The sequence below is a fragment of the Rodentibacter ratti genome (genome assembly GCF_002000485.1).
In the GTDB taxonomy this organism is placed as follows: Bacteria; Pseudomonadota; Gammaproteobacteria; order Enterobacterales; family Pasteurellaceae; genus Rodentibacter; species Rodentibacter ratti.
The window spans coordinates 98,956-112,597 of the sequence record NZ_MLAJ01000003.1; the positions used below are offsets into that span (position 1 = coordinate 98,956).

Below are 13,642 nucleotides of genomic sequence, written 5' to 3' on the forward strand. Positions count from 1 at the left end.
GTGCGGTCGTTTTTCGAGTTATTTTTTACAACCCGGGAAACCTAAGGCTTCACGGCTGGCGTGATAGGCTTCAGCCACCCCTTTGGTTAAAGCACGGATCCGCAAAATATAGCGTTGGCGTTCAGTCACTGAAATCGCTTTGCGTGCATCAAGCAAGTTAAAACTGTGCGCTGCTTTTAAAATGCGTTCATAGGCAGGCAATGGTAATGGTTTTTCTAGTGCCAATAATTCTTGCGCTTCTTTTTCGTATTGGTCGAAACAGTAGAATAAGAAATCCGTGTTGGCATATTCAAAATTATAAGTGGATTGTTCCACTTCATTTTGGTGGAATACATCGCCATAGGTGGTTTTGCCAAGCGGACCGTCTGACCACACTAAGTCATACACGCTATCCACGCCTTGAATATACATGGCTAAGCGTTCTAAACCATAGGTGACTTCGCCTGTTACCGGTTTACATTCCAAACCGCCCACTTGTTGGAAATAAGTGAATTGGGTCACTTCCATACCATTCAGCCATACTTCCCAGCCTAAGCCCCACGCTCCCAGGGTTGGATTTTCCCAGTTATCTTCCACAAAGCGAATATCGTTTTTGGTTGGATCAAAACCAAGCATTTCAAGGGAGCCTAAATACAATTCTTGAATATTATCCGGTGAAGGTTTAATCACCACTTGGAATTGATAGTAATGCTGTAAGCGATTTGGATTTTCACCATAGCGACCATCTGTCGGGCGGCGTGAAGGCTGAACATAAGCAAATGCCATCGGCTCAGGACCTAACGCACGCAATGCGGTCATTGGGTGAGATGTGCCTGCTCCCACTTCCATATCAAAGGGCTGAACAATAGTGCAACCTTGTTTTGCCCAATAATCTTGCAGGGCGAGAATCATACCTTGGAATGTTTTTACGTTGAATTGACTGCTCATAATCTTGAATATCAAATGTGATGAAAAATGCCGCCATTATACTTGAAAGCAAGGGGCGGATAAAGGCGAAAAGTGCGGTGAGAAATAGGCGTTTTTTTATGAATGAAATTAACGCTTGATATGAAAAATCTCAATTAGGAAAGCAAAAGGAGTTATGACAAAATACCCTTTTATTTAACCGAAGGAACATATCAATGAAAAAAAATTTAATTACAACCGCACTTTTGCTGGGCTCTTCCACGTTTGTCTATGGGGAATCTTCCAGCACAGAACTGCCACCCATTAACGTTTATTCCGCTTATGCCACACCGGTCAATCAAGATCAAACCGCATCATCTGTTACCGTTTTGACTGAAAAAGATTTTGCATCACGTAATGCCACTTATGTGAGTGATGTGTTGAAAACCGTGCCGGGGGTGGCGATAGCAGGTACAGGAGGACGTGGTGCGGTAACCAGCCTATTTTTACGTGGTGCCGAATCAAATCATACCGTTGTGGTTATTGACGGTGTAAAAATGAACCCTGTCAATGATGGTTTTGATTTTGGCGGCTTAACATTAAGCAATATTGAGCGTATTGAAGTATTGCGTGGTGAACAATCTGCCCTTTGGGGAAGTGATGCGATTGGTGGCGTAGTTTATATCACAACAAAAAGCGGACTTTACAAAGAGAAACCGTTTAATGTCGATTTTGATTTAGGCACAGGTTCGCATGGCACTTATGATGCCTCAGCAACAGTTTCAGGTTATAACCAAGGTTTTTACTATGCCCTTCACGGTAATAGCCATCGTACACGTGGTATTTCCGTATTAAGCCGAGATAAGTTTAACTATACCGCAACAGATGGTACGCAAATCCAAACAGGTGGTGCAGTTGAACGTGATAAATTCCATCGTGATAACAGTTCATTACGTTTAGGCTATGATGACAACAACAAAGGCATTGAACTTTTAGCCGCACATTCTTCACAAACTACAAGAAATGATACCTCAATATTTACTGAAGCAACGGATAAAGACTATTTCAGAACACGTGAAACGACATTCAAATTAAGTGGCTATGTTGGCAGCGATCAAGAGCTATTCAAACATAAAGCAAGTGTCAGCCATATCAAAAATGATTATAACTATATTAGCGCATCACCTTATACCCGCGACTGGAAAAAACTAAACACCAATTACCAACTTGATATTAATTTCGACCGTGAAGGCTATATTAAACAAGGCTTGAGCTTATTAGGTGAATATCAAAAATCACATTACGAAGCACAATCCGCCTATTCGACATTTAAAGAGCAAAAACTAACGGAAAAAAGTATTGCCGCAGAATATCGTTTATTTACCGAGGATGATCATAGCCTTTCTGTGAGTGGTCGTTTTACAGACAGTGATAACTTCAAAAATACCTTTACCGGTCGCCTTTCTGGTGCTTATCGTTTATCTGAAAATGTTAAAGCTCATGCAAGTTTTGGTACAGCGGTGCATAACCCTACCTTTACTGAACTTTATGGCTATGGCACATCTTCATTTGGCCCGGTGATAACTTGGATCGGCAATCCTGACTTAAAACCAGAAAAAAGCCGTGGTGGAGAATTGGGTTTCTTATTAGAAACGGTAGATAACAAGCATAGCCTAGATATGACATACTTTGCTCGAATTGTTGATAATTTTATTAGCAGCGAGTCTGTCGCAACAAATGTCAGCCGAGCAATTAATGTTAAGGGTAAAACAAAAGTAAGAGGCATTGAAGTCGCATACAAAGGAAGAATCACCGATGATTTAACCGCTTATGCAAACTACACCTATACCCAAATCAAAAATGGTGAAGCAAGATTAGGTGCAGAAGGTGAAACCTTAATTCGCCGCCCTAAACATATAGCAAATGCCGGGTTGTCGTATCAAATCACAGAAAAATTGGGATCTGACATCAATGTGTCTTATGTTGGAAAACGGTTTGATACTTATTGGGGGACTTACCCTTCAAAACGTGTCGAAATGCCATCTTACACTTTGGTTAATTTAGGTGCTAATTATCAAATTTCACCGAACCTAAATATGTATGTAAACTTGAATAACGTCTTTGATAAAAAATACGAAACTGCCGTTGAATACGGTCAAGACGGTCGCAATGTTTATGTTGGATTGAAAGGTTCGTTCTAAACCCCAAAAGTGCGGTCATAAAAAACGGTATCCCACTTGAGATACCGTTTTTTCTTTAATTCACTTCTTTAATCCGCAATTCCTTCGGGACTTCAAAGAACATATTTTCTTCTAATCCTTGAAGTTCTTCTAATTCATTCGCACCAAATTCCTTCAAGCGAGAAATAATAGATTGCACCAATTCTTCCGGTGCAGATGCGCCTGCGGTAATGCCAATGGTTTTGACATTTTCAAACCAATCGGCTTGAATATCTTCTGGATCATCAAGCAGCTGAGATTGCACACCCATACGAGAAGCCAGTTCCGCCAAACGATTAGAATTGGAGGAATTTTTTGAGCCTACCACTAAAACGAGATCCGACAATTTTGCCAACTCACGCACCGCTTCTTGGCGGTTTGTGGTGGCATAGCAAATGTCATTTTTGTGCGGACCTTGGATTGACGGATATTTTTCTTTTAATGCTGAAATGGTTTCCGCCGTGTCGTCCAAAGAAAGGGTGGTTTGCGTCATAAAGGTTAGATCATCGCTTTCTTGCACCGGTAAACGGGCAATGTCTTCCACACTTTCAATGAGATAAATACCGCCTTCATCATTACTATATTGCCCCATTGTGCCTTCTACTTCAGGATGACCTTTATGCCCGATAAGAATCGCTTTCGTTCCCTTACGGCTCGCTCGTGCCACCTGCATATGCACTTTTGTCACTAATGGGCAAGTGGCATCAAAAACCTTTAACTGACGATCTTTGGCTTCTTGTCGGACGGCTTGAGAAACGCCGTGGGCAGAAAAAATCACAATAGCACCATCAGGTACTTCGCTTAATTCTTCCACAAAAATGGCACCACGCTCACGCAATCCATTCACCACAAAACGATTGTGTACCACTTCGTGACGCACATAAATCGGTGCACCGTGAATTTCAAGGGCAAGCTCTACAATACTGATGGCACGGTCAACACCGGCACAAAATCCCCGTGGGTTGGCTAAAATTATCTTCATTTTTGACCGCTCTTTTCTGTTTGTTTATCTTGGATTTTTTTCTTTTCGCTTTTAAAGACATCCAGCATAAGCAGGCCCGCACCAATACAAATCGCCACATCCGCGATATTAAACACGGGATAGTGGTAAATATCCCAATAAAAATCTAAAAAATCCACCACAAATCCGTGATAGGTGCGATCCACCATATTGGCTAATGCACCGCCAATGATTAAGGCATAGGCACTATTTTGGAGCTTTTGATCAGCGGTATTTTTCTTTAAAAAATACATCAACATCAAAGAAATAGCGATAGCTAATACAATAAAAAAGTATTTTTGCCAGCCATCGTGATCCGCTAAAAAGCTAAATGCCGCACCGTAATTACGCACATAAGTGAGATTAAATATCGGCAAAATATTCACACTCTCGTAGAGGGCAAACTTTTGAACTACAAGATATTTGGTGAAGATATCAAGGGCGAAAGCCACTACACTTAGCCAAAGAAAAGAAAGACCGGATTTGGTTTTAGTCATAAAAATTCCTAAATAAATGAAAAGTGCGGTCAAAATCAACCGCACTTTGAATATGACAAATCACATTATGCAAAATGTCTCACTTCACCGTTACCCACTACATTTTCCACACAACGTGGGCATAGTGCAGGATGTTGAGGATTGATGCCAATTTGATCGGAATAATGCCAACAACGTGGACATTTTTCCCCACTTGAACGCACCACGCTCACTGCAATGCCTTCAAGCTCGCCTTCTGCTACCTCTGTTGGCTTATCCGCAAGTGGTTTGACGATGGCTTTTGAGGTAATTAACACAAAACGTAATTCATCACCAAGTTGCTCAAGCAAGGCACAGTATTCGTCATTGGCATAAAGAGTCACTTCGGCTTCTAATCCGCCGCCAATCACTTTTTCATTACGGGCGATTTCCAACACTCGGTTCACTTCAGAACGCACGCTAATGAGTTTTTGCCAATAGGCATCGTCTAATTTTTCGTTTTCACCTAATCCGAATAAGCCTGTGTAAAATTCTTCAGTGAAGACAAATTCCGCACGCTCATTTTCGGTTTTTGGTAAATATTGCCAAATTTCATCGGCGGTGAAAGATAAAATCGGTGCCATCCAACGTACTAAGGCTTCTGAAATATGCCATAAAGCGGTTTGGCAGCTACGACGGGCAAGGCTATCTGCTTTGGTGGTATATTGACGGTCTTTGATAATATCTAAATAGAATGATCCCATTTCCACGGAACAGAAACGCATTAAGCGTTGCACCACTGCATGGAATTGATAGTTATCATAAGCCTCAATAATTTCTTTTTGTGCTTCTAATGCACAAGCTACCGCCCAGCGATCTAAGCTAATCATTTCTTCCGCTTTGACTAAATCACGTTTTGGATCAAAACCGTTGAGGTTAGCGAGTAAGAAACGGGCGGTGTTACGGATACGGCGATAGCTATCCGCCGCACGTTTTAGGATTTCGTCTGAAACCGTCATTTCGCCGGTGTAATCCGTTGATGCCACCCATAAGCGTAAAATATCGCCGCCGAATTTATCCATCACTTCTTGTGGCGTGACAATATTTCCGATGGATTTCGACATTTTGCGTCCTTGACCGTCCACCGTAAACCCATGGGTAAGCACTTGTTTATAAGGGGCTTGATTATCCGTTGCAGTGGAAAGCATTAAAGAGGACATAAACCAACCACGGTGTTGGTCTGAACCTTCCAAATACATATCCGCACTGTGACCTGCAAATTCAGGGCGATTAGCCACCACAGAAGAATAGGTCGAGCCGGAATCAAACCACACATCTAAGGTATCCGGCACTTTGCGATAATGCTCTGCATCGGCACCGAGTAGCTCTTTTTCGTCCAAATCCCACCAAGCCTGAATACCGGCTTTTTCTACCCGTTTTGCCACTTCTTCAAGCAATTCTAAGGTGCGAGGGTGTAATTCTTCCGTTTCTTTATGGACGAACATCGTCATCGGTACTCCCCAAGTACGTTGACGAGAAATACACCAATCCGGACGATTTTCCACCATTTTTTCAATGCGTGCTTGTCCCCAACTTGGGATCCAACGCACTTGTTTAATTTCTCCAAGGGCTTGTGGGCGTAATCCTTTCACTTCCATACCGATAAACCATTGCGGTGTGGCACGGAAGATAATCGGAGTTTTATGACGCCAACAATGGGGGTAACTGTGCGTAATTTTTTCTACTTTTAATAAATTACCGGTTTCTTGCAATTTTTCCACCACAAGCGGATTGGCTTCAAAGACGCCTTTTCCGGCAAAATATGGTGTCGTGGAAATAAATTTACCATCATTTGCCACAAGACAAGCCATCGGCAAATCATATTTTTGCCCCACAATAAAGTCGTCTAAACCATGATCCGGTGCAGTATGTACCAAACCGGTACCACCATCGGTGGTAACGTGATCGCCTAAAACCACAGGAACAGTATAATCATTAAAAGGATGACGGAATTTAACCAATTCAAGGGCTTGACCTTTTACCGAACCCAATATTTCTACCTTTTCAACGCCTGCTGCTTTCGCCACCGATTCCACAAGATCTGCCGCTAAGATCACACGCTCATCGCCTAATTGAACAAGTTGATAGTTCAATTCTGCATTCATCGCAATGGCACGGTTAGAAGGAAGAGTCCAAGGTGTGGTGGTCCAGATCACTGCAGAAAGTTTGCCATGACCTTTGCCTTGTGCATTAAATTTAGCTTCAATTTCGTCCGCACTTTCTGCCGGAAAACGGACATAAATAGACGGGGATACTTTATCTTCGTATTCCACTTCCGCTTCAGCCAAAGAAGACGCACAATCCAAGCACCAATGTACAGGTTTTGAACCTTTATAGAGATGACCGTTTTCAATGACTTTGCCGAGGGTTCGGATAATATTGGCTTCCGTATCGAAGTTCATCGTAAGATACGGATTATCCCAATCACCCAATACACCTAAACGAATGAAATCTTTCTTTTGCCCTTCCACTTGTTCCGCTGCGTATTCACGACATTTTTGACGAAATTCCGCCGCTGAAATTTTCTCGTTTGGTTTTCCCACCAAACCTTCCACTTTCAGCTCAATCGGTAAACCGTGACAGTCCCAACCCGGAATATAAGGAGAATCAAAACCCAAGGCGGTTTTGGATTTAATAATAATATCTTTTAAAATTTTGTTTACTGCATGACCGATATGAATACTCCCGTTTGCATAAGGAGGACCATCGTGCAAAATAAAGGATTTTTTACCTTTTGCCGCTTCACGAATTTTTTGGTAAAGATTTTTCTCATACCAATTTTTCAACATCACAGGTTCGCGCTTGGCTAAATCACCACGCATTGGAAAGCCTGTTTCCGGTAAATTAAGCGTGTTTTTATAATCGACTGTCATTTTATTTTCCAATTTTTACTTTTTAAAATTCTTGCTAAAAAACGCTTTTGCGGTTTCAACATCCCGTTTAATCTGTGTTTTTAAATCATCAAAAGAAGGAAATTTCATTTCCTCTCTGATTTTATGGCAGAACTCAACCTCAACCTGTTCACCATAAATTGTCTTTGCAAAATCAAATAAATGCACTTCTAATAATTGCATTACGCCGTTAATGGTTGGGCGTTTTCCCATATTGGCGACACCGTTAAAAATCTCACCGGATTTTAACCGCACTTTTACCGCATATACCCCTTTAATCGGATTGACTTGGCGATGTAAACGGATATTTGCCGTCGGAAATCCCAATGTTCTGCCCAATTTATTGCCATGAATGACACGACCAAAAATGCGATAAGGTTTGCCTAACAAACTTTCCGCCAGGGATAATTCATCTTTTGCTAAGGCTTCCCGAATGGTGGTACTGCTAATACGTTGTTCATCCAAACAGAAACTGTGATTGTCTTCCACGGTAAAACCGAAACGCTCACCTGCCTGTTTTAACATAGCGAAATTGCCTTGACGATTTGCACCGAATTGGAAATCATCGCCAATACTTAAAAATTTTACGTGGAGTTGCTTCACTAAAATCTGTTCAATGAACTGCTGTGCCGATTGCTCGGCAAAAGTGCGGTCAAATTTCGCCACAATCACCACATCCACATTGGCTTGTTGTAAATAGTAAAGTTTATCACGCAAACGCATCAAACGTGCCGGCGCATGATCCCCCATAAAATATTCTCGGGGCTGCGGTTCAAATAATAATACCGCCACGGGTAAATGTAATTCGTCCGCTTTTTGGCGAAGGTGGCGCAACACCGCTTGATGCCCTAAATGCACACCGTCAAAGTTGCCGATTGTGAGCGCACAACCTTGTAAAACCCGGCTTGCATGATGTAGCCCACGAATTAATTGCATGACCTTACCCAAGAAAATTTCAGAATTTCGGCATTATAGCGGTAAGTTAGTTTTTTGTCAGCAAATGGTGCGGACGAATGCCTAACAAAACCAACATTCCGCCATAAACTATCGCAGCCAGTGCAATGAGCCAAGCCAACCAATGAGCCCGTTGCATAAAACTCATCACAGCCCATTCATTAATCTCAGGGGTGTAATACCACACCGCCGCGCCCATCACACAGGTAGCCAACAAAACTTTCACAAAAAAGACCGCACTTTGGCGTGAAAAATGGTACACATCAGATTTCGCCAAACCACGATAAAGTAAGTAAGCATTAAGGGTAGCGGACATGGCAGAAGCCATCGCTAGTCCCACATAACTAAAGGGAATTGCCAACACATTAAATCCCATATTACTCACCATCGCGATAATGCCGATTTTTACCGGGGTTTTGGTGTCTTGCCGTGCGTAATAGCCATTGGCAAGAATTTTAATCAGCATAAAACTCAACAAGCCGGCATTAAACGCCCACAAAGAATAGGAGGCAGCGTGCACATCGTTAAAGGTAAAGCTCCCCCGCATAAAAAGGGTGAGTAGCATGGGTTGCGCCAGTACAGCGATGCCCACTGCAGCAGGTACACCAAGTAATAAAATCATCCGCACGCCCCAATCCATAGTGTGGCGAAAATCTATCGCACTCTGTTCGGAATTATCTTCCCGATTAACGTGATGGCGAGCAAGAGTGGGTAAAATCACGGTGGAAATGGCAATGCCGAATAAACCGAGAGGAAACTCCAACAATCGATCGGAATAATAAAGCCAACTAATCGAACCCGTCATGAGAAAACTGGCAATGACGGTATCCAATAATAAATTGATCTGGCTGACGGATACGCCAAACAATGCCGGAATCATCAATTTACGAATTTTTACCACGCCTTCATCGTGCCACGCCCATTTCGGTTTCACCAAAAGTCCGGCTTTTTTCATAAAAGGAATTTGGAATAAAAATTGCAATAAACCACCTAGAAAAATCCCAATGGCAAGGGCAAGATCGGGATTATCCATTCTCGGCGCTAAGAAAAGTGCGGTGGCAATCATTGCAATATTTAATAATACCGGCGAAAAAGACATTACGCCAAACTTACCTAGCGTATTCAGCACCGCACCGGAAAGCGCAACAAAGGTGACAAACCACAAATAAGGAAAGGTAATTTTTAATAGCAAGGAGGCTTGTTCAAACTTATGAGCATCGGGGCCGTCATTCAGCCAATCGGTGAACCATCCCATACCAAATAATGCCGCCACAACAGGTGAACCGACCATCGCCAACAAGGTTACAATACTCACTAAACCGCCTAATGTGCCGGACACTTTGCCGATAAATTCACGGGTTTTATCCAAATCACCGCTTTTACGATATTCGGCTAATACCGGCACGAAAGCTTGGGAAAAAGCCCCTTCGGCAAATAAACGCCGGAGAAAATTCGGAATACGATTGGCAAATAAAAAAACATCCGCCGCCGCGCCTGCCCCAATCAAATGGGCGATGACAACATCACGCACCAAACCTAATACACGCGATAATAGCGTCATACTGCTAACAATCACGCCCGATTTTAAAAGTCGTTTACTCAAAACATTGTTCTCTTGGCTAAAAATTTTGCTTAATTGTATAGAAATTTTGTTTTTACGCTATATTCCACGTAAAAAAACTGATAAAATCCGCCCACATCGTTTGTGTGAGCCCCTATTGAAAGCGCTTGTAAAAATAACGATGCTTACTTTCGGTTGTGTCTCACCGAAATCAACACAAATTTTCCATTGACAAACGTATAAAAAATCGTCATATTGACGCCCTTTATTTTGTCACACTAATTAACAGAAATTTTAGGAGTTTGACCTTGGCTAATATCAAGTCAGCAAAAAAACGAGCGGTACAATCTGAAAAACGCCGCCAACACAACGCAAGCCAACGCTCTATGATGCGTACTTACATCAAAAAAGTTTATGCTCAAGTAGCAGCAGGTGAGAAAGCAGCAGCTGAAGCAGCATTCGTTGAAATGCAAAAAGTTGTTGACCGTATGGCTTCAAAAGGCTTAATCCACGCTAACAAAGCAGCGAACCACAAATCTAAATTAGCTGCACAAATCAAAAAATTAGCGTAATTAAAACAGCTTAAAAAGGCCGCACTTTTAGGTGCGGTTTTTTATTGCCGAAATTATAGAAAAAGTGCGGTTAAAATTCTCTGTGATTTTTCACCGCACTTTTCGTTTTCTAATTGTCGTTCTGTGAACTCGGCTTTCTCCGTTTTCCAATATTTTTCGTATCCTTGTGCCGTAATTTTACTTTTTTCTTCGCCGCCTCTTTTTTCTTTTCCTCAAGTTTGGCTTTAATACGGGCTTTTTGTTTTTTAGTCACCGATTTAATTTCACCGTCTTTCGGTGGTTTGGTGCGGGGTTCTAAACCTTCCAGAACACGGGCTTTTAATATTTCTTCCGTATAACGCTTAATTTTGCCAAGTAATTTATAATCGTGGGCTTCCACAAAAGACACCGCAGTGCCTTTTTTGCCCGCGCGGGCGGTGCGCCCAATGCGGTGTAGATAAGTATCCGCACTATATGGCAAATCGAAATTCATCACATGGCTGACATCATCAATATCAATCCCACGTGCCGCCACATCCGTTGCCACTAACGCCGTCACCACATCCGATTTTAATTTATCAATGGCATGATTACGCTGGGTTTGTGCCATTTCCCCTTCCAAATAGGTGGAACGAATCCCACGCTTGCGTAAAACTTCAGACAGTTCTCGTGCCTCCTCACGGCGGCGTACGAATACAATACCACGATTGACATTTTCCGTTTCGATAAAACGAGCCAGTAATTTCACTTTGTGTTCATGACTATCGGCGTGGTAATACCACTGATTGATTTTCTTCCGTTCACGGCGGCTGGGTTCTGCATCCACTTTTACAGGATCATTAAGCAAGCGTTCGGCAAAATCCACCAACAATTCCCCTTCAAGGGTGGCAGAAAACAATAAGGTTTGTTTGCGCCAACGGGTTTCCGCTGCAATTTTTTCCGCATCTTGTCCAAATCCCATTTGCAACATTCTGTCGGCTTCATCAAAAATTAAGATTTCCACCGAACGGCAATCAAAATTCTCTTCTTGAATATATTGCAATAAACGCCCCGGAGTCGCCACCACCAAATCTTGATTGGTGTTAAATACTTCACCGTGATTTTGATATGCCACACCGCCGGTGATGGTGGCAATATTTAAATGGGTAAATTGCGCTAATTCTTCCGCCTGTTGCGCCACCTGCATGGCTAATTCTCGGGTGGGCGTTAATACCAAAATTCTTGGCGGACCGGGCTTACGGCGTGGATAATCAAGTAGATGTTGCAATGCCGGTAATAAAAATGCCGCCGTTTTTCCTGTTCCCGTAGGGGCAGAACCTAATACATCACGGGCTTCCATTGCCGCCGGTATCGCATTTAATTGGATTGCCGTTGGGCGTGAATAGCCTTTTTTTTCAATGGCTTGAAGAAGTTCAGGGGAAAGATCGAATTGGTCAAATTGGGGAAAATTCATTATTGTACGGTTCTTTGTTAAAATTGGTGCGAATTATACCTGAAAAGCCCTGAAACGCCTAAAAATAAACAGGAAAGTGCGGCCAATTTAAGAAATATTTATGAGTAGTTTCACCTTTAAACAATTTCACATTAATCAACAACATTGTGCGATGAAAGTGGGCACTGACGGTATTTTATTGGGGGCTTGGGCAGATGTTGCACAGGTTAAAAATGTGCTGGATATGGGCAGTGGCACAGGCTTGTTAGCCTTAATGCTCGCACAACGGAGTTCACCGGATTGTTTAATTTCTGCAGTGGAGTTAGATCCTGCCGCCGCCCAACAAGCACGAGAGAATATTGCCCATTCCCCTTGGCAAGAACGTATTAATCTGATTCAAGCGGATGTGCGGGATTTTCTGCATACCACTGCTGAAACCTTTGATCTCATTGTCGCCAATCCTCCCTATTTTGCACAAGGAGTGGAATGTAAAAACGAAGAACGGGAGTTAGCCCGTTATACCAAACAAAGTCATTTAGACTGGCTAACTTGGGCGGATAAACGCTTATCCGAAACAGGAAAAATCAGTTTTGTTCTGCCTTATGAGGCTGCAAAAACACTCGAAAAACTGACCGCACTTTATTGTATCAAGCAAACGGAGATCATCACGAAAGTCGGTAAATCGCCGCAAAGAATGTTAATCACTTTTTCCAAACAACCACAAAATTTATTGCGTGATCAAATCGTGATTTATGATGAGGAAAATCGTTATACAGAGGAATTTATTGAGTTAACCAAGGATTTTTATTTGAAATTTTAATGCTAAAGGCAACCTTAAATTTCTTGAGGTTGCCTTATTTATCTCCAAAATAGGAAGTTTAGTGCTTATTTTGTCAACTTCGTCCAGTTGTAATAACCGTAAAGGGAGTTCAGTAAATATGCACTGTACATTAAATACATCGCCGGTGTTTCCGCCCATAAAATAATAGAAAGAATATTGAGGACAATCCACAAAAGCCATTGTTCACGATAACGCAAAATCATCAGCAACTGTGCTGCCACCACGATAATGGTTGTTAAACCGTCTAGCCCCGTTGAACTTCCGCCCGCTGCCTGCAAGGCTTGCACAAATAAAAGCGTACCGATGCCAATAAAAAGCGCAAGAGTAATCCAACCTTTTGCTGTGAGCGCTTTTGCCACCACACTTTCACCGCCATTGTCATTTTGCATATTGTTTTTCCACATAAAATAGCCGATGAATTGTGCCGGTAAATAGACATAAAGCACGGTATTCATTTCCCCTAAGAAATTTTGTCCCCATGCCACATAGAAATAGGTATAAGCAAAAATCAAGCCGAAGAAATAGTTGCTGATTTTCCCTTTACTCACCAATACCACACATAAAATGCCTGAAATCCCGGAAATCATTGCCAGCCATGAATCCGGAGCCTGCACATACGCCCAAATTTGCGCAATAATAAACACCGCCAACCAGATCACTTCAAAAGGTTTCCAACCGGATAAAAACTCACGTTTAAGACGTTCAGACCAATCCATTTTTTACTCCATAATAATGAAAAAAGCGCACCATTCTTGCACCGCACTTTAACAAAGTAAAGCATAGAATCAGAAGT

Annotated in this window: 11 protein-coding genes; 3 read left to right on the forward strand and 8 right to left on the reverse strand. The window is 42.2% G+C overall.

Features of this window, described 5'->3' with window-relative positions:
* Positions 1-18 precede the first annotated feature (18 nt).
* Entirely contained in the window at positions 19-927 is a 909-nt protein-coding gene (gene glyQ / locus BKG94_RS03580) for a glycine--tRNA ligase subunit alpha (protein ID WP_077434289.1), read from the reverse strand.
* Between the two features lie 194 nt (positions 928-1,121).
* Between glyQ and BKG94_RS03585 the strand changes: the two genes are divergently transcribed.
* Positions 1,122-3,086, forward strand: coding sequence for a TonB-dependent receptor plug domain-containing protein (locus BKG94_RS03585; protein WP_077434291.1), 1,965 nt, complete (start codon positions 1,122-1,124; stop codon positions 3,084-3,086).
* 55 nt (positions 3,087-3,141) lie between these two features.
* On the opposite strand, the gene ispH is transcribed toward BKG94_RS03585, so the two are convergent.
* The 5 genes from ispH to murJ all read right to left on the reverse strand — a co-directional run bounded on the left by ispH (position 3,142) and on the right by murJ (position 10,067).
* On the reverse strand, positions 3,142-4,086 hold the full coding sequence (gene ispH, locus BKG94_RS03590; RefSeq protein ID WP_077434293.1) for a 4-hydroxy-3-methylbut-2-enyl diphosphate reductase: 945 nt from the start codon (positions 4,084-4,086) through the stop codon (positions 3,142-3,144).
* The gene (lspA, locus tag BKG94_RS03595) at positions 4,083-4,601 is read right to left on the reverse strand and encodes a signal peptidase II (RefSeq protein WP_077434295.1); all 519 of its coding nucleotides are present in this window, start codon (positions 4,599-4,601) and stop codon (positions 4,083-4,085) included. The genes ispH and lspA overlap by 4 nt, the downstream gene beginning before the upstream one ends.
* A 65-nt stretch (positions 4,602-4,666) precedes the next feature.
* Positions 4,667-7,492, reverse strand: coding sequence for an isoleucine--tRNA ligase (gene ileS / locus BKG94_RS03600; RefSeq protein ID WP_077434297.1), 2,826 nt, complete (start codon positions 7,490-7,492; stop codon positions 4,667-4,669).
* 15 nt (positions 7,493-7,507) lie between these two features.
* Positions 7,508-8,446, reverse strand: coding sequence for a bifunctional riboflavin kinase/FAD synthetase (gene ribF, locus BKG94_RS03605; protein ID WP_077434299.1), 939 nt, complete (start codon positions 8,444-8,446; stop codon positions 7,508-7,510).
* A gap of 46 nt (positions 8,447-8,492) precedes the next feature.
* Entirely contained in the window at positions 8,493-10,067 is a 1,575-nt protein-coding gene (gene murJ, locus BKG94_RS03610) for a murein biosynthesis integral membrane protein MurJ (RefSeq protein ID WP_077434301.1), read from the reverse strand.
* 266 nt (positions 10,068-10,333) lie between these two features.
* Here murJ and rpsT point away from each other — a divergent pair, with 266 nt between their 5' ends.
* The gene (gene rpsT / locus BKG94_RS03620) at positions 10,334-10,597 is read left to right on the forward strand and encodes a 30S ribosomal protein S20 (RefSeq protein ID WP_005548279.1); all 264 of its coding nucleotides are present in this window, start codon (positions 10,334-10,336) and stop codon (positions 10,595-10,597) included.
* 109 nt (positions 10,598-10,706) lie between these two features.
* On the opposite strand, the gene srmB is transcribed toward rpsT, so the two are convergent.
* Positions 10,707-12,029 (reverse strand): ATP-dependent RNA helicase SrmB, encoded by a 1,323-nt coding sequence (srmB, locus tag BKG94_RS03625; protein ID WP_077434305.1) that lies wholly within the window; start codon positions 12,027-12,029, stop codon positions 10,707-10,709.
* A 100-nt stretch (positions 12,030-12,129) separates the two neighbouring features.
* On the opposite strand from srmB, the gene BKG94_RS03630 reads away from it, so the two are divergent.
* A complete protein-coding gene (locus BKG94_RS03630) occupies positions 12,130-12,828 on the forward strand; it encodes a tRNA1(Val) (adenine(37)-N6)-methyltransferase (protein WP_077434307.1) in 699 nt (232 codons plus the stop codon).
* Positions 12,829-12,893: 65 nt separating this feature from the next.
* On the opposite strand, the gene pnuC is transcribed toward BKG94_RS03630, so the two are convergent.
* Entirely contained in the window at positions 12,894-13,565 is a 672-nt protein-coding gene (gene pnuC / locus BKG94_RS03635; RefSeq protein ID WP_077434309.1) for a nicotinamide riboside transporter PnuC, read from the reverse strand.
* Between the last annotated feature and the right edge of the window lie 77 nt (positions 13,566-13,642).

Excerpts from the sequence above, each read along its gene's own strand:
- BKG94_RS03630 (WP_077434307.1), top strand. The coding sequence starts at position 12,130 with ATGAGTAGTTTCACCTTTAAACAATTTCACATTAATCAACAACATTGT.
- pnuC (WP_077434309.1), bottom strand. The coding sequence starts at position 13,565 with ATGGATTGGTCTGAACGTCTTAAACGTGAGTTTTTATCCGGTTGGAAA.
- glyQ (WP_077434289.1), bottom strand. The coding sequence starts at position 927 with ATGAGCAGTCAATTCAACGTAAAAACATTCCAAGGTATGATTCTCGCC.
- ispH (WP_077434293.1), bottom strand. The coding sequence starts at position 4,086 with ATGAAGATAATTTTAGCCAACCCACGGGGATTTTGTGCCGGTGTTGAC.
- ribF (WP_077434299.1), bottom strand. The coding sequence starts at position 8,446 with ATGCAATTAATTCGTGGGCTACATCATGCAAGCCGGGTTTTACAAGGT.
- lspA (WP_077434295.1), bottom strand. The coding sequence starts at position 4,601 with ATGACTAAAACCAAATCCGGTCTTTCTTTTCTTTGGCTAAGTGTAGTG.
- BKG94_RS03585 (WP_077434291.1), top strand. The coding sequence starts at position 1,122 with ATGAAAAAAAATTTAATTACAACCGCACTTTTGCTGGGCTCTTCCACG.
- ileS (WP_077434297.1), bottom strand. The coding sequence starts at position 7,492 with ATGACAGTCGATTATAAAAACACGCTTAATTTACCGGAAACAGGCTTT.
- srmB (WP_077434305.1), bottom strand. The coding sequence starts at position 12,029 with ATGAATTTTCCCCAATTTGACCAATTCGATCTTTCCCCTGAACTTCTT.